A 17892-nucleotide genomic window follows, 5' to 3' on the forward strand; every position below is an offset into this window, starting at 1 on the left:
ACATCGAATGACACTTTTATATGATGGATTATCAAAGGTCGACGACCCTAAATGGCTTTTGAACATTTACATAGCACAACAACAGAGTATACGGAATTCTGTTGTTTGTCCCCCCTATCCCAGCTCTTTCAGATTTATCCCTTTGGATGCGCCTTGATGGCCAGCTTTTCAGCAGCGTAGTATTTAGCGCCTCCTGAATCGTTATAGCATATTTCAACGCCGATAGACTTGCGGTTCCCAGTGCCGTTTGTACCGTCACCTGTATGTGGGCTCGCTTTTAGTAAACCAGTTTATATTCTTTTTGGGCACACAACAGAAACAATTTTCCCATATGAAAATCTCGTAATCTTACACCTCTTTAACTTGAAGAAGGATTTTTGCATATGTATTTTCATACCCGTCAACTACCATCTCATCCAGCATATATTCCTCATATGCATTTTCCCCTATTTGCATTCCATTTCTTTCAATGAACTCAATGATTCTCCGGTATGCCTCTTCAGTATTTCCGCCTATTTCATATCCAACTGCATACAGGCCTTTTGGCCGTATATGATAATTTATGTTCTCTGCCCCATCTTTTACTTTTATATAAAAGTAACTGTAATTGTAGAAGTCTTTTTCTAAGATTTGTTCCCGTGCAAAGATTCCGCCTATCGGATATCCTTCATCTAATTCATATTGCTGAACTTCATGAATGAGTTCTGAAATGGCTGCCACATATTTTCGTTCCGGTAAGTTTAATGTTTTTCGGCTTAACATGAATGTTTCTTCATTTAAATATTCAAAAGAAATTGAGGAAAAATCAGTCTCAAGTGCTTGTTCAGTAAGCGCCACTTTTGTATGTAAGATCGTTTGCAATTGCTTAAGCTCATTTATTTTTTTATCAATCTCAATAGACTTTTCTTTTAGAACATGCAATATTTTGTCTGGTGTTTTGTCTTTTATTAGACGCTTTATTTCTTTTAAAGGAACGCCAAGCTCTTTAAATAGACTGATGACTTGAAAAATCTCAAATTGATGATAGGAATAATACCTATACCCATTTTCTTTTTTTATTTCCGGAGAGAATAGACCAATCTCGTCATAATGAAATAAGGTTTGTTTTTTTACACGACAGAGCTTCGAAAACTCACCTGTTGTGAAATACTTCCTCACATCTTCGCTCATAAAAACCTCCTTGACTATACGGTAACCATATACCTTATGATTTGATTGTACTTGAAAAGAGCTTCAATCTACAAAGAAAAGGATAGGATAGGTAACAAGGGTTTCAATTTAGTAAAGGGGACTTCAAGTGAAAAAATCAATAAATGATCAAAAAACGATATTCATTATACTATTAAGCAACATCTTCGTAGCATTTCTTGGTATCGGTTTAATTATCCCAGTTATGCCTTCTTTTATGAAAATCATGCATTTATCTGGTAGCACTATGGGTTATCTTGTTGCGGCTTTCGCCATTTCTCAGTTAATTACTTCACCTTTTGCGGGAAGGTGGGTTGACCGTTTCGGGAGAAAAAAAATGATTGTTCTCGGGTTGCTTATTTTCAGTTTATCAGAGTTGATTTTCGGATTAGGGACTCATGTTTCAATATTTTATTTTTCGAGGATACTGGGTGGCATAAGCGCTGCTTTTATCATGCCCGCGGTAACAGCATATGTAGCTGATATTACAACCGTAAAGGAAAGATCAAAGGCTATGGGATATGTTTCGGCTGCAATTAGCACCGGCTTTATTATTGGACCAGGTGCGGGAGGGTTTATTGCCGGCTTTGGCATCCGCATGCCGTTTTTCTTCGCTTCCGCCATAGCATTAATAGCAGCTGTATCTTCCGTTTTTATACTAAAAGAGTCATTGTCAAAAGAAGAACGCCATCAGCTCTCGTCTCATACAAAGGAATCAAATTTTTTAAAAGACTTGAAGAGGTCCATTCATCCAGTCTATTTTATTGCATTTATTATCGTCTTTGTAATGGCTTTCGGTTTATCAGCTTATGAAACGGTATTCAGCTTGTTTTCTGATCATAAATTTGGCTTCACGCCAAAAGATATCGCAACCATTATTACGATAAGTTCCATTGTTGCGGTAGTTATTCAAGTTTTACTATTCGGGAAATTGGTCAACAAACTTGGAGAGAAAAGAATGATTCAGCTTTGCTTAATAGTCGGTGCGATCTTAGCTTTCGTGTCTACTGTTATGTCAGGATTTATAACTGTTTTGCTTATAACTTGTTTTATTTTTCTGGCGTTCGATTTGCTACGCCCGGCCTTAACTACTCATTTATCCAATATGGCCGGTAACCAGCAGGGGTTCGTAGCAGGCATGAACTCCACATACACCAGCCTGGGAAATATATTTGGTCCTGCTCTAGGCGGCATACTATTTGATCTTAACATTCATTATCCTTTCCTTTTTGCAGGTTTCGTTATGATTGTCGGTCTTGGTCTTACAATGGTTTGGAAAGAAAAATGGAATGATGTTTCAACCTTGAATTAACTCTACTCTCTATAAAATCAAATTTTGACATTTGAATAGCAGGGAATGCCTCAGATTAGGCACAAGAAGGAAAGGTTCTTTATTTGATCGGCTACATGTTCCTTGAGGTGAATATAGTTTATGCTGAGTATTGTCAAGCTGTCAGCAATCTTAGGATTTCATCTGCCATCACCCTAAGCAGAGGCCTCATTTTATTGATACCTTTCCTCTTGATTCTTCCTATATTTCTCGGAAGCATGTCCATATGGCATGCTTTTCAGTTAGCCTGAAGTATAACAAGGTTATTTATTATCATCCTTGAAAATATATTATCCTTTTCGGAATAAGAAAATAAGGAGAATGTAGTATGAGTATAAAAATAAAAGCAGTTACTGACGATAATCGTACTGCAATTCTTGCTCTACATGTCAGCGAGAATCAAATATCATATATTGAATCAACAAAAGCATGTTTAGAGGATGCAAAAGAATGCCACTTTTATAAACCTGTCGGGCTTTACTATGAAGGAGATCTAGTCGGTTTTGCAATGTATGGATTGTTTCCTGAGTATGATGAAGATAATAAAAATGGAAGAGTCTGGCTTGATCGATTCTTTATTGACGAACACTATCAGGGAAAAGGATTAGGAAAGAAAATGCTTAAAGCTCTCATTCAACACCTTGCTGAGTTATATAAATGTAAGAGGATTTATTTAAGTATATTTGAAAATAATATTCATGCTCTTCGCCTTTATCAAAGGTTTGGTTTTCAATTTAATGGTGAACTCGATTTTAATGGCGAAAAAGTAATGGTAAAAGAGCTATAGGTTTTTAAATGGTTTCCAATCCCCCGCTGCAACGGTGGATATGCGGACGAGTTCATTCTTAGGCCTGTCGTGGGAACAATGGCGGTTTTAATGGAAACAACGGTTTCAATGGAGGCAACACCGTGGAAACGGTTGTTTCTCCTACTCAAAATGTTGTTAATACAACAACCAATCAACGTACGATTAGACGTGGTCATCCAACTCATATTGTGAATGTGAACAGAAATATGACGAGAGTAGAGAATTACTATCCAGTGACACAATCTATAGAGAACGAAAACATCGTTAAGGCTCTACGTTTATGAATTAACATGCTTCTTTCATCTCTTATTCCTAAATTGGAGTAACCCCGGCAGATTAACAAAAGATTGACCGGAAACAACACATTTTTTGAAACAGATCAAAATCAAAAAGATAAGTATAATGCAACAGCTAAAAAACCAGTAATACCGCTTAGACTAAAAAATCATTTTAAAATCAATTAAACTATCATCACTATCGAATGAGCTCGATCAGCATATCATGTATTATCCTCTTTTAAGGAAGGTGATGTTATGCGGTCATTTCCATTAATAGTGGTGCTATTCATCCTGTTAATCATCGTTGGGACTTCTTTCTTCGGTGGCTATTAAGAACTCACCTTACCCCATATCCAACAGACGCCATAAGAAATCTTTATGGCGTTTGTTTTGTTATGTGATTAACTCACCATATGCTGACAAAGTTTCTTAACCAGTGAGTGAAAATTAGACCATTTTTCACAAACTTCATCTATTTTCCTGCCCATGAGCTTTTTTAAATTATCCACAGTGTTTACCTTAATACAATTCACTATTGATTTAGAAGCCATTTTATACGCTCAGCTTGTTTTTCCTAATTCAGAATATCCTCCTTCAAAGCTAAGGGCTGCTCCTGCTAGAAATGCTAATAAAAGAGAAATAACGCATTACATGATTCTCCTTTTTCTCAAAATATTGATAAGAACTATGCAAATATAAGTCCTACCGTAACTATAGTGTCAAGTACCTTCATTTTGTGAGGAAGTGTTCTTTCCTTTATGAACTATAGTTGATAGGAAGAAATAGTTGGAATATATATTTCCACGGTAAGATGAATTGAGTCTTAGAATATAAAAGACCGCAAAGCTATCTTAAATAAGCTTTGCGGTCTTTGGGTCTCTTTTTTCTTAATATCAGTCAATGGTTCCAGCGGAATCCACTGCACATACATCCACTGATTTTTTATTTTGATAAAGGTTTCCTCTACTCTATCGTGTGAGATGAACTCAAGGTATGCCACGTAACCATGAAGGTGGAGGAACCTGCATGTTTCAATCAGTTTTGGGGTAAAAGGCGTGTTGACGTTCCTCTGCTTTACTATTTAATATTCGGTAGCTAGACTTTCCAATATGAAGCGGAATATCCAATTTTTCTAAATTTGGCATTCCATTTTTTAAGAAAAGCTCTTTATCTTGATATCTCTGTAAAACTTCTCCCACAATCCACTCTTGATCGCCCAAAGTGGAAATACTGTGTACTTTACACTCATAAGCAAAATACGCATCAGTTAAAATCGGTATCTCAGCTTTTAGCCCTTCTTCGTATTGAATATTAAATTCTTCAAACTTATTGATATCTCTACCACTATGGGTGCCTAATGCTTGGATTAATTCCGAATACCTTCCTGGAAGAAAATTCACACCGAAAACACCACTTTTCTCAATCATTTTGTAAGTATATGTCTCTTTGTTTACTGATATCCCATACATCCCAGGAGAAGATCCGATATACGTATGCCAACCGGAAGCCATTGCGTTTTTTTCACCTTCATATTGAGCCGTAACGACAGCTACCATTCCAGGGTAGGCGTACCAAATAGGTTCATCTATCGGTGCTCTCATCTTCATCGCTCCTTTTGTTTAAGATTCATTTTTTATTAGAACTTGAGAGGCTCGCATCTAAATCGTCAGGTACTTCTTCAAATGGACCATTCGTTTTAGATGCAGACCAGTTTAATAAATGGGCTCCCGGCAGATTGGTTTCGACTTGCCATTGCGGCATGAGTAACCGAAGCGTCTTATCTTCTGCCATCTTATACATCCTTCCTTTCAAATATTCATAAGAAGATGCACAAATCATAAACCCTATAGCAACTATAGGGTCAAGGGTTAGTTATTTTTTTAGCACTCTTAATTCTGTGAGGAAGTTTTCTTCTCTTAATGAGTTAAAGTCGATTGGAAGAGAAACTTGATATACGTTTCCATCTGTTTGAATGCCATGAGATTCAATATATTGATAAAGTTTTTGATAATATTCATCATAATTTTTTGCAGACCAATCAAATGCGATACATACATATTCACCTGACGGGATCGTGTCTAACCTTATGTTTTTTTCTCCTATGTCTATCTTTTTTTCATTGCAAACAGTGGTATAAATACTGTTGCAATAAATGTTACGAGAATCCTTATAGGGCTTGAAATCATAAATGAATCCATAATAGTTATCTACTACATCTCCTATTTTTTCAATAACATCAGCCAGCTTTCTGTAATACAAATCCGATTGATCATGAGGATTAACTTGAGGCGTCTCTACTTTTAATATGGTTTGTTCATCTATATACCGAAAATAAACGAAACCTTCATCTTTTTTCCTGCATATGTCTAATTGTTCATTAAGCTGATTCCTTCTCCTATGAAGTAATTGACGAGCACGTTCGAGTTTCTCCATTTCTTGCACAATAACGCTTTCTTGCTCCTCAAGAAAGTGTTGTATATCTTCAGGGGTACAAGTATATGAGCCGAAACGCTTGATTTCTTCCAGAGGTGTTCTAATATATTTTAGATACTTGATAATATCTAAATAAAAGAACTGTTTCACATGGTAATATCGATAGCCATTCTCCTGATCTGTATAATAAGGCTTGAAAATTCCGATCCTATCATAATAGCGCAATGTTTGAATTGAGATGTTATTGAGACGGGCTGTTTCTCCAATTGTAAAATATTCCTTCATCAATCTCATCCTTTCTTCTAAGTTCTAAGAATTCTTTCTTCCACTATACACGGTTACCTTCAAAATCCTAACTGAACGAACTTGAGAAAAAACCTGTTTAAGAAAACCTGCCGAGGAGGAAATGAGTCTTCTTCCAGGAATGCTAGAAGGAAAGCTGGATGAAGGAATTATTTCTATGAACACAGCTATTGATGTCATTACTGAAGTAAAGAGCTGTGAAGACATCGTTAAGGAATTAATGGCTGACTTTATGAAGTAATATATTTAAGATTGATAGGCATAGATTATGCATATGGGTCATTCCTTCAGACGTTAAATATAATTGAACTTTTTAAAAAAAGCTTAATCCTTAAAAAGATTAAGCTTTTTCCCTTTACTATGTTCAAACCAGTTGCCATCTTACACTTTATAGATTCCATATAATGCGACACAATGCTCTTGTAGCACTTCAAGGTTTTATACCCTCTCCCTCGGGTCTATCCCTTACTTCGTTTTAGTTAACATGTAGCTTTGTTTTATCATATCGTATATGTCTTCATCTGGAACAGTTCCGTCAAGAATGATAGAATTCCAATGGTCTTTATTGAGATGAAATGCTGGAACTACCGAAGTGTATTTGTGTCTCCAGAAATCGAGAAAACCGGGTTCACACTTCACATTGATCCAAATATGATCATTTTTTTCAAATATCCACGCAAACACTTTTCTGTTTTTAGCGTGTCGCATTAATGTCCAATTCTTATCACGAAATGGATAATCTTCATATGCATCTTTAAAACTCAAACAATAATCAATTGCTTCCTCTCTATTTTTCATTGGTTGTCTCTCCTTCAACAGTTAACTGCCTAAGTTTTTTCTCTACTTTATTTAACCAAAAATGAATAAGTGAATAAAACAACCTTATTGGTCAATTTGCAAGATCAGCACTATCTAAATCATACCTCTATACTCTTTCCCGCGCATAAAAAAATTTTCCAACGCTAAATTGTTAGTTGCTTTTTTCAACGTTTTTGCTATGTTCCTACTCAAAGGGAGCATTGAACAAATAGAAGCTCTCGTTGGTTCTACTGACTATGTATTTTTCCCGGCGGTCCGTCAGCCTGTTCACCGTCATCAATCATCACGAGCTCCGATAAACATAAAACAAGCTGGCGGCAATAAGCACCAGCTTGAAAACTATTCTTATTGAATAAACTCCCCCAAGTAATGACCATTGCTCATTTTTTAAGTTGCAGATACTGGGATACAAACTAATTTGCCCTGACTTTTAATTGGATACTGTTGGACTTATAGACGATCTTCACTTTGTACTTGCTTGGTAAACCTACAGTCTCAATTGATGAAAATGATCCATGACGTTTATGATAGGTGATGATCGTGGATCCGTCTGCCGGTACATAATTGTTCGAAAAATGGAGTCGTAATGTTCCTTTCATTTTTGCCTTGCCTTTAATGTGAAGCAGGTCATTTTTCCCGCTGAGATTCAGCTCAAGTATACCCTTGGCAGATTGTTTATAGTCTCCTCCGATGATCAGTTTTCCTGACACATCTTCCTTCAGGGTGCCTCCGTTGTTTGAAACATCACCTCTTCCAAATGCTGTCTTCGAGTCGCCCTCAAGTGTCCCCTGATCAATCCGCGTACCGCCGGAATATGTATTGTTCCCCTCCAGCTTTAACGTGCCTGTCCCCTTTTTGGTCAGCTTTCCGGAGCCGGAGATATCGTTGCGCCAGCGATCCAATGCATGGAAGCCGCCTTTTGAAGAATCCATATTCACGGTAACGTTTTTGGCAAAAGCGCCATATCCATCGGCAGCCGAAAAGAGATTAAGCCGTCCCCATCCTTCAGCGTCATCAAGAACAGGATAGCCGGCAGGAAGACCGGTCGTAGCTAAAATCCAGCGGCGCTGCGTTTTATCAAGGTAAGGAAAACGGGTTTCCAGCAGGACTTCAGCTCCCTTAGGAACCACCATTGGTTTAGCAGTTGGATTGATTTGCCCAAATCCGTATGTCAATCGTTGAAAATATTGTTTTTTATTCATGTCATAATCGCTGAATCGGTCTTCAGCTGTACCAGTTTGTGTTAACAACTTACTGTGAGCTTCATCATAAGCAGCCTTTTTCAAACGATTATTGGCTGGATCAGATAAAATAGCAGCCGCCAAGCCAGTTGCCATGACACGTCCTCCCATTATATCAAGCGGGGAATGCATACCGGCGACAATGCGGTTATTGCCGAGTTCCGAAGCTCGGGTAAGGAGTTCCTGGTAACGCTCCGGTACGGCATAAGCCATAGCAAAAGCGCTGAGATATGCAGCATTCGTATGCCCGCTGGGAAAACCTCCGTCTTTGTTTGGATCAGGATTGATAGCAGGAACAAGGGTCGGAACAAGAATAGAATTGCTTTCCCAGCGAAACGGGCGGGGATAATGAAAGTATCCCTTAGCCGGGTTCGTTGAAGAATAAGGGCCGCGTAACGTATTGACCAAACTCACGACGCTGCCGAGACTGGAACTCGTGCTGCCAGAATTAGTTCCTTCATCATGATATTTTTTGATCGTGGCATCTGCCGGAATACTGTTAATCGTTGTTGTCGCCTCCGCCTTCATTCGATATACATCAGTAAGCGGACCAAGACCGTCAATCACACTGTAGCTCTGATTCCTGCGATCATCAAAATATGCGGCATTTTCCTCACTGAAAGTACGGCGTTCTGCAATGTCTACAACTTTTTGAATGTTGGCATCCAATACGCTGCTGTTCAGTTTGGCTCCGCTATCCCAGGTATTTCCGGGCGTCCAAAGCTTATTAAATTCGGAAAGCACCCCGATTGCAGGATTAGAATTCACTGTAGTATTAGCAGAGCTGTTATTTTTGTAATGATCTACGAAGTATCCTGAAGCAGGGGGCGGCGGCATTACTGTTTTTGCTTTCGCTGTTGTGCTCGCATAACATACACTCACAGAACTTTGAAATAATATCAGAGAAAATAAAGCCACTACTAAATGCTTCTTCATCCTTAGTAATTTCATTTTTTCATCATACTCTCCCTTACTCTTAATCGATCTCTCCAAAACACTTTTTCCCACTCGTCAAGTTATTATTGATCGTATCTTAACTTTGTTAATGAAATAGCGCTGTTTTATTAATGTTTTGTTTATTTTATCTAGGCGCCATTGCTATAGAAGTTGCCCTCGGGCTGAGAGAAAGGAAAAAAAGAAAATTAAAAAGGGCAAAAAAGCTGCTGACGAGGAGTCAGCAGCTAACACAGGCTATCTAAGTATTCAATCTACTTAAAGGCTAGGCGTGTTTCCCAAAATGACCGTTTGTGTAAAAGAAATACCATACTTCATGGCCATGTTACTCCTCAATTAATGCGCCATCATCTCATGGGCAATATCGTGGCCGTCCATTTCTGACGGGTAGTAGGTAGGCCAGTTTTTAACTTCATCGAGTAAAGCTTTACGGTCATCACCCCAATACAGATGGTAATGACTAGCTTTAGTCGGATAGATACTATGATCACTAAACTGAATATACTGAGGAAGTCCTTCAGCTTTTTTAGCTAGTTTGAATATGTATCTTACCCCTCTATTTCCCGCATCATATGTTAGAATTTCGTACCCATCATACGTATACTTACCAGAATATTCTTTTCCATTTTTGAAGAACGTTACAGTATCTTGTTTGATTAAGATACGGTCAACATCTGTTTTATACCCTTTTTTATAGTACTCTTTATATTCTTCAGCTGTCTTGTCACCTTCATGTTCTGATTTATATGAAAATACTTCGTCAAGAGTACCATCTTGCAGGTATGGATATACAGATTGCCAGTCTCCCTCCCAATCAGAAAGTGGCCGATCCTTTACTTGACTGTCTTTAAAATAGCCTTCATAAATTTTTTCTGTTTCTTCATCATGTGCATGACTATGATCGTGATCATGATTATGAGATTCTGATGTTTGTTCTTGCGTTTTAGAAGAGTCTTCTTCAACTGCTGAGGATGATGCTGTTTTATTAGACTCACCTTTAGATGAACCTGAAGTCTGACATCCTGCCAATACTAGTAATGAACCAATCGCTAATATCCCTAACCTCTTTGCAAATAAAATTTTCATTATAACACTCCTTCTCCTCAAACCGAAATTATTACGATTTGTATTATACATTTATCTTATGCAAAGATCAAAGGGAAAATGAGATGTTTTCATGATTTCATCATCTTACTTTCTGCCCTCTTGACTGTTCATACAAATACAAACACAATTTCCTCGGTCTTTCATTTATGTACTTAAAGTTATCATTAATGAGTGGGCTATCCTAGCGATTGAGGTATTTATAAACAGGAAAAACCACACCAACAAAGTTGGTATGGTTTATTCAGATAGGCCCTGTAGAAGAGACTCAATTGTACGGAGTATACAGCTAATTGCATTTGTAACCGACAGGGCCGTCTGAACCTGTGTACACATATGTGTCAGAAACATATCCAATATTCACGACACCCCGAGAATCTTTCCACTGGATTTGATCCCAAATATTACTCGTTCCATACTTCCCTGTAACAGTCGTTCCATAAGCATAACAATAGTAAGGAACACGCGAGCCGCTTGGAATGGAAAGCATAATAGGATAATTTGTACCTGGACCGCTACGCATATTTACAGGCGCACCGCTGCTTGTTGAGACCGTAAAGTACTGAACGGCAAGTGCTTGACTGGAAAAAATGAACAATGATGCTATCATAACGGTTAACATACTCAGCATTTTCAGTTTTGTCAATGTCATCCCTCTTTCTTCAATTCCTTCATTTTAAAGCGATAGAACATATGCTACCAGCTGCATTTAGGAACAACCGGACCGTCTGAACCCGTGTAGACATATGTATCAGAGACAAACCCATAAACGACCTCTCCGCTGGCAAGCGTCCGCTCTGTGTAATTCCAAATATTACTCGTTCCATACTTTCCAGTTACAGTTGTACCGGTTTTGTAGCAAAAGATCGGGATACGGCTGCCGCTCGGAATAGTCGTTACAATCCCCCAACTTGTACCTGGGCCGCTGCGCATATTTACAGGCGCACCGCCGCTTGTTGAGACCGTATAATACTGAGCGGCAAGTGCATGACTAGAAAAAATGAGCAATGATGCAATCATAACCGTAAGTGTACTTAGCATTTTTAGCTTATTCACCTTATACTCTCCCCCTTATAATACGTCTGCTTTCTTACATCCAGTAAAAGAAATTACCTTTCAGAAAACCACGCCCCTCCCCTTCCATATATTTATCAATGTACCATAAACTAGATCTTTAAAAAGTGGAATTACTCCTATGTTTTCGACAAAAAAAACGTGACATTTCGCATTTTCAGAATGTGCAAATATGACCTGTCCATTTTTAATAAGACAAGGCTTTTATACACTTTTTGTGATCATTTCATTAACCGGCGCAACAGAAGCTGTTTAGATAAACAACTCTGTGTATAAGCGTTTTGTGTGCTTGATGAGAATAATGCGACTTGTGATCATTCCGTATATGTCATTTTTAGCGGAGAAAAGTTCTTTCTGTATGCTACACCCTAATTTCGGGAAATGTAACGTTGATTAAAGGAGGTTAAATCACTATGGATCATCAAACATTAGCTGCCCATGAGGCTGTAGACTTACATGAAATCGTTAACTTTAAAACACTTTGTATAGCGAAATCGAAGTTGATGCAGGGACTTGTATTTGACCAAGATCTTAAGGACTTGATGCAAAAAGATGTGCAGCAATCCATTCAAGACCTTACTGATTTACAAGCGGTTTATGAGCGTGCCCCATTTCAGGCCCCTGTCCCACAAAGCCGCCCAACGCCAATCATCAATTGAAAGGAAGGTAAGCACCTTTGAATCATGATCACTTAGACCCTATTAATTCGCTACATGTGCCTGAACTTGCAGACACTACATTTGCGATGGATTTTCTTATTCGAACAAAAGAAGGCGTGAGAAATACTGCTGTCGCTTTGACTGAAACCGCTTCACCAGATGTAAGAGCCTTGTTGCGGAAGCAGCTGATGCAAGGAATCGCGATGCACCAAGAGATTACGGAACTGATGATAAGCAAAAAATGGTTCCATCCGTATGAGCTGAGCGAACAATATAAGCTGGATCAGCTCTCTGCAAAAAACACGATCATGGTCGGCAACATGAACCTTTTTCCTGATGAAACAAATCGAAAAGGGATGTTTGACCGGACACCTGATGAACACTAACACTGGAGGTTTTACAGCATGAAGGCAGTAACGTATCAAGGCATTAAAAATGTTGTTGTCAAAGATGTGCCAGATCCAAAGATTGAAAAGTCAGATGACATGATTATAAAAGTCACCAGTACAGCCATTTGCGGATCAGATTTACATTTAATCCATGGATTGATTCCCAATCTGCATGAAGACTATGTCATCGGCCATGAACCAATGGGAATCGTTGAAGAAGTTGGGCCAGGGGTTACAAAGGTGAAAAAAGGTGACCGTGTCATTATTCCTTTTACGATCGCCTGCGGTGAATGCTTTTTTTGTAAAAACCAACTGGAAAGCCAATGTGATCAATCTAATGACAATGGAGAAATGGGTGCCTATTTCGGCTATTCAGGTCATACTGGCGGTTATCCAGGCGGGCAGGCTGAATATTTAAGAGTGCCATTTGCGAATTTTACCCATTTTAAAATTCCTGAAACTTGTGAGGAGCCCGATGAGAAATTAAGCGTGATTGCCGATGCCATGACCACCGGCTTTTGGAGTGTTGACAACGCCGGGGTAAAAGACGGTGATACAGTTATCGTTCTCGGTTGCGGACCTGTCGGCCTGTTTGCCCAGAAGTTTTGTTGGCTAAAGGGCGCAAAACGCGTCATAGCAGTTGACTATGTAAACTATCGCTTACAGCATGCCAAACGAACCAACAAAGTCGAAATCGTTAATTTTGAAGACCATGAGAATACAGGGAGTTACTTGAAGGAAATCACCAAAGGCGGAGCAGATGTTGTCATTGACGCTGTTGGGATGGATGGGAAAATGAGCGACCTCGAGTTCCTTGCCAGCGGATTAAAGCTTCATGGCGGAACGATGAGTGCATTGGTCATTGCTTCCCAAGCCGTTCGCAAAGGAGGAACCATACAAATTACAGGAGTGTATGGCGGCAGATATAACGGTTTTCCGTTAGGTGATATCATGCAGCGAAACATCAATATACGCTCTGGACAGGCTCCGGTGATCCACTACATGCCATACATGTTTGAATTAGTGTCGACGGGTAAAATTGATCCTGGAGATGTTGTAAGCCATGTCCTGCCGCTTAATGAAGCAAAGCATGGTTATGACATTTTCGATTCAAAAATGGATGATTGTATAAAAGTTGTGTTAAAACCTTAAAAAAACGGGGGTGACAGAAATGGAATACGCCTTACATGAAGTGCTTGAGGTCCAAGAAATGACTGCATTTAAGACACTTTGTTTAACAAAATCCAAAACAATGAAGGCGCTGGTATCTGATCCGAAGCTTAAAGAAATCATGCAGCAAGACGTTGACACAACCACACGGCAGCTACAGGAATTTGCCTCTATTTTATCTAATGCAAAGCATGAATGAGGAGATGAATGATTAATGAATCCTATCATTGAATATCTGACCGGCATGAATGTTTTAACAGACCAAATCATTGCCATGGACTTATTAATTGCAGCAAAAAACGGAGTCAGAAATTATGCGATGGCCGCAACGGAAGCTGGAACGCCTGAAGTGAAAGAGATCCTTACCCGGCATTTAGAGGAAGCCCTCGATATGCACGAACAAATCTCAAGCTATATGATGGAAAAGGGCTGGTACCATCCTTGGAACACAGACGAACAAGTCAAGCTGAATTTACAAAATATCGAAACCGCGATTCAGTTGCCAACCCTTTAACATACCATTGATTTGCTGAGGAATAGTATTGATTGACCACAACTATCCCTCAGCTTCTGTTTTTTAAAAGTTGAATCGCCATGAGCCCGATTCAATTCCAAAAACAGCTGAGATTGCAGGAAGCCAGACGCCTGTTATTCATGAAGTCAACAGATGCCGCAGATGCTGCATTCCGGGTCGGCTATGAAAGCCCATCACAATTCAGCCGTGAATACTCCCGCATGTTTGGTTTTCTGCCTAAAGAAGATATCAAACGGCTGAGGGGAAAATCTGACTAAATGAACAACGGGGATCTATATTTTTTATAAACTATACTAACTGTTTTTTTGATAGCTAAAGTAAACGTTCGACTTAACGTCAAATATAAAAGCTGGTTTCCTTCTCATCAATAAACAATAAAATAGGCTGAAGGGAATTATCATTTTTAAAAATCACCTTCAGCCTTAAACCATTTGTTTTTATGACTGTTCCTCTTCATTTGGATAAAGGACAAACTCATATTGATCCCCCTTTATCTGGTCCTTATAGAATTCAATCTTACGGTTTAAACTTGCAGGTTTTGCTGTAAAGCTTGAATTTCTATTTCTACCATGTGCTTACGCTTTTCAAGTAAATGCATTCTCTCATGAATCGTTTCCTCACCCATTGCTCGCCCATGCTGTATATTGTTTTAGCTCTGTCATCGTCATTCCTGAATCTTTCAAATGGAGCAAAAACCGCACCCAGCCGATATCATGATCCGTAAATTCCCGTATATTATTCTCATTTCGATGAGGATTCAGGAGCCCTTCCTTTTCATAATACCTTAGTGTACTTGTTGTCACACTGATGATGTTTGCAAATTCTCCAATCGAATAAGGAATATAACCACCTCTTTCGGTATCCATTTCTTGTCGGAGAAACAAGTTTAAATCAAATCCTTATTTTTAACCTGCCCCCTCGGACACAAAGAATGCTATCTTGCATCACTTATCCGTGAAGACTTTCCGTTTTAGGCCTGCTTTTGAGTTTAGCCTCATTTTCACGCAATTTCCCATCATAATCGTCAATTTTTGTATCTAATCTTTTAATTGTTTCATCAATTTCTTTCCGCTTCTCTATGAGCCGCTGTCTTTCATCAGCCAAGATATTTTTGCGAGCTTCTACCGTACGATCTCCTTCAGTAAATAACGTTGTATATTCAATTAACGCTTCTATCGATAGTCCTGCATTTCGCATGCATTTAATGAATTCAATCCATTTGATATCTTCTTCATCATAATCGCGAATGCCGCTTTCTTTTCGTTTTACCGGCGGGATCAATCCTACACGTTCGTAATATCTGAGTGTTGCAGCTGTTAGGCCAAACTGCTTTGCCACCTGCGCAATATTCATACTCTTCACCTCTCTGTCCTCGTCCTGCATGTTTTGAAGGTAACACTTAAAGTTAACTTTAAGTCAAGCAGAAACAAGTTTTAGCTGCTGAAATCTTTTTTTCAAAAATACAGGGCTTGCCTTAAAGCACACTTTAAGCTCTATACTTCACCATGCAATAAAAAACAGTTTAGATGGAGGGATTGCTAAATGGCAAAAAAACAAACTGCTGGACGAGATCTACTAGGAGAATTCGCGCCAAAGTTTGCTGAACTAAACGATGATGTTCTGTTCGGTGACATTTGGGCAAGAGAGGAAGAACTGTCTCCGCGGGATCGCAGCATGATTACAGTTTCTGCGTTAATTGCTGGAGGAAGCTTCGAACAATTGACTCCGCATCTTCAAAAAGCGAAGGAAAACGGATTAACAAAAGAGGAAATTGCAGAAATCATCACTCACCTCTCGTTTTATGCCGGATGGCCCAAAGCTTGGTCAGCATTTCATATCGCAAAAGACATCTTTAAAAATGAAAAGAAAACAGGTCAATACATGACATCTGATCAATTAAGCAATAGCACAATCTTTCCGATAGGTGAAAAAGTTGAAGCGAACTTTACCGGGGATGCATATTTACAAATGATATTTACCGATGAGACGCCTCTCAATGCTTCAATCGGGAATGTCACCTTTGCTCCGGGGGCCCGCAATTACTGGCATTCTCATAAAATTGGGCAAGTTTTGTTAGTGACAGGCGGTGAAGGCTGGTATCAAGAAGAAGGAAAACCAGCTCAATTACTCAAAACCGGAGATGTCATAAATATTCCGCCCCATGTAACACATTGGCACGGTGCGGCGAAAGACAGTTGGTTTGTGCACTTAGCCATTACGCCGGGGGCAACGGATTGGTTAGAGCCTGTTCATGATGACCTGTACCATACCTTATAAAAAATGTACGCCTCGGATCAAATAATTCGGTGCGATTTTACTATAAGGGTTCAACCAAGCCGATCATATGAGATTCATTTTAAGATGAGATTTTTTCAAAAAATCCTTGCCTTAAAGCGGACTTTAAGGTTTATCGTTATGTTGAAGACACGATAAAACTTAAATAAGTGCATGTTTTTATTCACAGCACTTATGATGAAGAAAGGATAGGTTCATATGTGTAATCAACATCATACCCGTGTATTAAGCGTATCACATGCAAAAGCCAAATTTGAGCAAACGACGATTGAACGAAGAGAATTACGGCCGCATGATGTCTTAATTGATATTCAATTCAGCGGTATTTGCCATTCAGACATCCATAGTGCATTTGATGAATGGGGCGGGGGCATCTTCCCCATGGTACCCGGACATGAAATAGCCGGTGTCGTAACAGCCGTTGGAGCAGAAGTTACCAAGTTTGCTGTCGGGGACCGAGTTGGTGTCGGCTGTTTTGTTGACTCCTGCGGAGAATGCGAATACTGTCTCAGCGGTGAGGAACAGTTCTGCACAAAGGGTGTTGTGCAGACTTACAACTCATTAGACTACGATGGAAATCCGACGTATGGCGGGTACAGCCAAAAAATCGTTGTCACTGAGAGATTTGTTGTCCGAATTCCAGACAGTTTGGAAATGGATGTTGCCAGTCCGCTGTTGTGTGCAGGTATCACAACGTATTCCCCGCTGAAACACTGGAATGTTGGGCCTGGTAAAAAGGTTGCCATTGTAGGAGTTGGAGGTCTTGGACATTTGGCAATTCAATTTGCACATGCGATGGGTGCAGAGGTAACCGTCCTGAGCCGCTCCATGAATAAAAAAGAGGAAGCTCTGGAACTTGGGGCAGATCATTACTTTGCAACTAGCGACCCAGCTACATTCACTGCATTGGCCGGGCGGTTTGACGTGATCTTAAATACAGTATCCGCGAATCTTGATGTAGACGCCTATTTATCAATGCTTCGTATAGACGGAACACTTGTAAATGTCGGAGCACCTGCTGAGCAGGACACATACAGTGTGTTTTCTTTAATCATGGGACGCCGCAGCCTTGCAGGTTCTCTTGTCGGCGGAATTGCAGAAACTCAAGAGATGCTTGATTTCGCTGCTGAGCATGGCATCGCACCTAAAATCGAAGTCATCCGCGCTGACCAAGTGGACGAAGCATACGAACGTATCCTCCGAAGTGATGTCCGTTATCGATTTGTGATTGATATTTCCACATTGTAAGTCTAAAAAATGGGTTAGTCCTTAAATGGGCTGACCCGCTTTTATTTACTGGAAATTCACGAAA

The 17892-nt window shown here is 39.4% G+C and carries 24 protein-coding genes and 3 pseudogenes; 14 read left to right on the top strand and 13 right to left on the bottom strand.

Translation table 11 applies throughout. From position 1 onward, the window contains the following. Positions 1–31: 31 nt before the first annotated feature. The 3 genes and pseudogenes from AC0C66_RS06020 to bltR form a co-directional block, all read right to left on the bottom strand. The gene (locus AC0C66_RS06020; protein ID WP_072183455.1) at positions 32–175 is read right to left on the bottom strand and encodes a hypothetical protein; all 144 of its coding nucleotides are present in this window, start codon (positions 173–175) and stop codon (positions 32–34) included. Continuing rightward, positions 156–266: pseudogene (locus AC0C66_RS06025) on the bottom strand (N-acetylmuramoyl-L-alanine amidase); the annotation flags it as partial. The gene AC0C66_RS06020 and the pseudogene AC0C66_RS06025, both read right to left, overlap by 20 nt. Positions 267–348: 82 nt before the next feature. Continuing rightward, positions 349–1170 (bottom strand): multidrug efflux transcriptional regulator BltR, encoded by an 822-nt coding sequence (gene bltR / locus AC0C66_RS06030; protein WP_087986844.1) that lies wholly within the window; start codon positions 1168–1170, stop codon positions 349–351. A gap of 127 nt (positions 1171–1297) precedes the next feature. On the opposite strand from bltR, the gene blt reads away from it, so the two are divergent. The 4 genes from blt to AC0C66_RS06050 all read left to right on the top strand — a co-directional run bounded on the left by blt (position 1298) and on the right by AC0C66_RS06050 (position 3937). Beyond that, positions 1298–2500 carry a multidrug efflux MFS transporter Blt gene (gene blt / locus AC0C66_RS06035; RefSeq protein WP_088679364.1) on the top strand — a complete coding sequence of 401 codons (1203 nt, stop codon included), beginning with the start codon at positions 1298–1300 and terminating at the stop codon, positions 2498–2500. Between the two features lie 346 nt (positions 2501–2846). Beyond that, positions 2847–3305: a spermine/spermidine acetyltransferase gene (bltD, locus tag AC0C66_RS06040; RefSeq protein WP_461845621.1), complete on the top strand. Its 459-nt coding sequence runs from the start codon at positions 2847–2849 to the stop codon at positions 3303–3305. 122 nt (positions 3306–3427) lie between these two features. Next, the gene (locus tag AC0C66_RS06045) at positions 3428–3610 is read left to right on the top strand and encodes a CotD family spore coat protein (protein WP_461845622.1); all 183 of its coding nucleotides are present in this window, start codon (positions 3428–3430) and stop codon (positions 3608–3610) included. 249 nt (positions 3611–3859) lie between these two features. Continuing rightward, positions 3860–3937, top strand: a complete 78-nt coding sequence (locus AC0C66_RS06050; RefSeq protein ID WP_072175780.1) for a YjcZ family sporulation protein — start codon at positions 3860–3862, stop codon at positions 3935–3937. A 698-nt stretch (positions 3938–4635) separates the two neighbouring features. On the opposite strand, the gene AC0C66_RS06055 is transcribed toward AC0C66_RS06050, so the two are convergent. The 3 genes from AC0C66_RS06055 to AC0C66_RS06065 all read right to left on the bottom strand — a co-directional run bounded on the left by AC0C66_RS06055 (position 4636) and on the right by AC0C66_RS06065 (position 6322). Beyond that, positions 4636–5205 carry a flavin reductase family protein gene (locus AC0C66_RS06055; RefSeq protein WP_014114549.1) on the bottom strand — a complete coding sequence of 190 codons (570 nt, stop codon included), beginning with the start codon at positions 5203–5205 and terminating at the stop codon, positions 4636–4638. 25 nt (positions 5206–5230) lie between these two features. Further along, the gene (locus tag AC0C66_RS06060; RefSeq protein WP_014114550.1) at positions 5231–5395 is read right to left on the bottom strand and encodes an arginase; all 165 of its coding nucleotides are present in this window, start codon (positions 5393–5395) and stop codon (positions 5231–5233) included. Between the two features lie 81 nt (positions 5396–5476). Further along, entirely contained in the window at positions 5477–6322 is an 846-nt protein-coding gene (locus AC0C66_RS06065) for a MerR family transcriptional regulator (protein ID WP_072183441.1), read from the bottom strand. A gap of 121 nt (positions 6323–6443) precedes the next feature. On the opposite strand from AC0C66_RS06065, the gene AC0C66_RS06070 reads away from it, so the two are divergent. Beyond that, complete coding sequence (locus AC0C66_RS06070) at positions 6444–6581, top strand: hypothetical protein (protein ID WP_236827505.1); 138 nt, start codon at positions 6444–6446, stop codon at positions 6579–6581. A 224-nt stretch (positions 6582–6805) separates the two neighbouring features. On the opposite strand, the gene AC0C66_RS06075 is transcribed toward AC0C66_RS06070, so the two are convergent. The 5 genes from AC0C66_RS06075 to AC0C66_RS06095 all read right to left on the bottom strand — a co-directional run bounded on the left by AC0C66_RS06075 (position 6806) and on the right by AC0C66_RS06095 (position 11514). Then, positions 6806–7138: an MmcQ/YjbR family DNA-binding protein gene (locus AC0C66_RS06075; protein ID WP_061186629.1), complete on the bottom strand. Its 333-nt coding sequence runs from the start codon at positions 7136–7138 to the stop codon at positions 6806–6808. A gap of 434 nt (positions 7139–7572) precedes the next feature. Next, entirely contained in the window at positions 7573–9351 is a 1779-nt protein-coding gene (locus tag AC0C66_RS06080; RefSeq protein ID WP_088679365.1) for an acid phosphatase, read from the bottom strand. Between the two features lie 339 nt (positions 9352–9690). Beyond that, positions 9691–10440, bottom strand: a complete 750-nt coding sequence (locus tag AC0C66_RS06085) for a metal-binding protein ZinT (RefSeq protein WP_072183443.1) — start codon at positions 10438–10440, stop codon at positions 9691–9693. A 307-nt stretch (positions 10441–10747) separates the two neighbouring features. After that, positions 10748–11104 carry an SH3 domain-containing protein gene (locus tag AC0C66_RS06090; protein ID WP_004398671.1) on the bottom strand — a complete coding sequence of 119 codons (357 nt, stop codon included), beginning with the start codon at positions 11102–11104 and terminating at the stop codon, positions 10748–10750. Positions 11105–11154: 50 nt separating this feature from the next. After that, on the bottom strand, positions 11155–11514 hold the full coding sequence (locus AC0C66_RS06095; RefSeq protein ID WP_072183444.1) for an SH3 domain-containing protein: 360 nt from the start codon (positions 11512–11514) through the stop codon (positions 11155–11157). A 431-nt stretch (positions 11515–11945) separates the two neighbouring features. Here AC0C66_RS06095 and AC0C66_RS06100 point away from each other — a divergent pair, with 431 nt between their 5' ends. The 6 genes and pseudogenes from AC0C66_RS06100 to AC0C66_RS06125 form a co-directional block, all read left to right on the top strand. Continuing rightward, positions 11946–12191, top strand: a complete 246-nt coding sequence (locus AC0C66_RS06100; RefSeq protein WP_061186636.1) for a hypothetical protein — start codon at positions 11946–11948, stop codon at positions 12189–12191. 17 nt (positions 12192–12208) lie between these two features. After that, complete coding sequence (locus AC0C66_RS06105; protein WP_072183445.1) at positions 12209–12577, top strand: spore coat protein; 369 nt, start codon at positions 12209–12211, stop codon at positions 12575–12577. A gap of 18 nt (positions 12578–12595) precedes the next feature. Next, positions 12596–13732, top strand: coding sequence for a zinc-dependent alcohol dehydrogenase (locus AC0C66_RS06110; protein ID WP_072183446.1), 1137 nt, complete (start codon positions 12596–12598; stop codon positions 13730–13732). Between the two features lie 19 nt (positions 13733–13751). Further along, entirely contained in the window at positions 13752–13949 is a 198-nt protein-coding gene (locus tag AC0C66_RS06115; protein ID WP_003226012.1) for a hypothetical protein, read from the top strand. Positions 13950–13964: 15 nt separating this feature from the next. After that, the gene (locus AC0C66_RS06120) at positions 13965–14264 is read left to right on the top strand and encodes a spore coat protein (protein ID WP_003226009.1); all 300 of its coding nucleotides are present in this window, start codon (positions 13965–13967) and stop codon (positions 14262–14264) included. A 77-nt stretch (positions 14265–14341) separates the two neighbouring features. After that, positions 14342–14542, top strand: a pseudogene (locus AC0C66_RS06125) (helix-turn-helix domain-containing protein); the annotation flags it as partial. A gap of 360 nt (positions 14543–14902) precedes the next feature. Here the strand turns inward: AC0C66_RS06125 and AC0C66_RS06130 are convergent. Together AC0C66_RS06130 and adhR are read right to left on the bottom strand one after the other, a co-directional pair. After that, positions 14903–15169, bottom strand: coding sequence for a MerR family transcriptional regulator (locus tag AC0C66_RS06130; RefSeq protein WP_461845625.1), 267 nt, complete (start codon positions 15167–15169; stop codon positions 14903–14905). Positions 15170–15233: 64 nt separating this feature from the next. After that, positions 15234–15638, bottom strand: coding sequence for an aldehyde stress transcriptional regulator AdhR (gene adhR / locus AC0C66_RS06135; RefSeq protein WP_014114566.1), 405 nt, complete (start codon positions 15636–15638; stop codon positions 15234–15236). Between the two features lie 189 nt (positions 15639–15827). On the opposite strand from adhR, the pseudogene AC0C66_RS06140 reads away from it, so the two are divergent. The 3 genes and pseudogenes from AC0C66_RS06140 to AC0C66_RS06150 all read left to right on the top strand — a co-directional run. Beyond that, positions 15828–16121: pseudogene (locus AC0C66_RS06140) on the top strand (carboxymuconolactone decarboxylase family protein); the annotation flags it as partial. Between the two features lie 45 nt (positions 16122–16166). Continuing rightward, positions 16167–16562, top strand: a complete 396-nt coding sequence (locus tag AC0C66_RS06145; RefSeq protein WP_238528880.1) for a cupin domain-containing protein — start codon at positions 16167–16169, stop codon at positions 16560–16562. A gap of 216 nt (positions 16563–16778) precedes the next feature. Continuing rightward, entirely contained in the window at positions 16779–17828 is a 1050-nt protein-coding gene (locus AC0C66_RS06150) for an NAD(P)-dependent alcohol dehydrogenase (RefSeq protein ID WP_072183449.1), read from the top strand. Positions 17829–17892 lie beyond the last annotated feature (64 nt).

The sequence above is a fragment of the Bacillus sp. VA13 genome (assembly GCF_055710085.1).

Excerpts from the sequence above, each read along its gene's own strand:
- bltR (WP_087986844.1), bottom strand. The coding sequence starts at position 1,170 with ATGAGCGAAGATGTGAGGAAGTATTTCACAACAGGTGAGTTTTCGAAG.
- AC0C66_RS06075 (WP_061186629.1), bottom strand. The coding sequence starts at position 7,138 with ATGAAAAATAGAGAGGAAGCAATTGATTATTGTTTGAGTTTTAAAGAT.
- AC0C66_RS06150 (WP_072183449.1), top strand. The coding sequence starts at position 16,779 with ATGTGTAATCAACATCATACCCGTGTATTAAGCGTATCACATGCAAAA.
- AC0C66_RS06055 (WP_014114549.1), bottom strand. The coding sequence starts at position 5,205 with ATGAGAGCACCGATAGATGAACCTATTTGGTACGCCTACCCTGGAATG.
- AC0C66_RS06145 (WP_238528880.1), top strand. The coding sequence starts at position 16,167 with ATGACATCTGATCAATTAAGCAATAGCACAATCTTTCCGATAGGTGAA.
- AC0C66_RS06085 (WP_072183443.1), bottom strand. The coding sequence starts at position 10,440 with ATGAAAATTTTATTTGCAAAGAGGTTAGGGATATTAGCGATTGGTTCA.
- adhR (WP_014114566.1), bottom strand. The coding sequence starts at position 15,638 with ATGAATATTGCGCAGGTGGCAAAGCAGTTTGGCCTAACAGCTGCAACA.
- AC0C66_RS06110 (WP_072183446.1), top strand. The coding sequence starts at position 12,596 with ATGAAGGCAGTAACGTATCAAGGCATTAAAAATGTTGTTGTCAAAGAT.
- AC0C66_RS06100 (WP_061186636.1), top strand. The coding sequence starts at position 11,946 with ATGGATCATCAAACATTAGCTGCCCATGAGGCTGTAGACTTACATGAA.
- bltD (WP_461845621.1), top strand. The coding sequence starts at position 2,847 with ATGAGTATAAAAATAAAAGCAGTTACTGACGATAATCGTACTGCAATT.
- AC0C66_RS06050 (WP_072175780.1), top strand. The coding sequence starts at position 3,860 with ATGCGGTCATTTCCATTAATAGTGGTGCTATTCATCCTGTTAATCATC.
- AC0C66_RS06120 (WP_003226009.1), top strand. The coding sequence starts at position 13,965 with ATGAATCCTATCATTGAATATCTGACCGGCATGAATGTTTTAACAGAC.
- AC0C66_RS06070 (WP_236827505.1), top strand. The coding sequence starts at position 6,444 with ATGAGTCTTCTTCCAGGAATGCTAGAAGGAAAGCTGGATGAAGGAATT.
- AC0C66_RS06060 (WP_014114550.1), bottom strand. The coding sequence starts at position 5,395 with ATGGCAGAAGATAAGACGCTTCGGTTACTCATGCCGCAATGGCAAGTC.
- AC0C66_RS06115 (WP_003226012.1), top strand. The coding sequence starts at position 13,752 with ATGGAATACGCCTTACATGAAGTGCTTGAGGTCCAAGAAATGACTGCA.
- AC0C66_RS06065 (WP_072183441.1), bottom strand. The coding sequence starts at position 6,322 with ATGAAGGAATATTTTACAATTGGAGAAACAGCCCGTCTCAATAACATC.
- AC0C66_RS06080 (WP_088679365.1), bottom strand. The coding sequence starts at position 9,351 with ATGAAATTACTAAGGATGAAGAAGCATTTAGTAGTGGCTTTATTTTCT.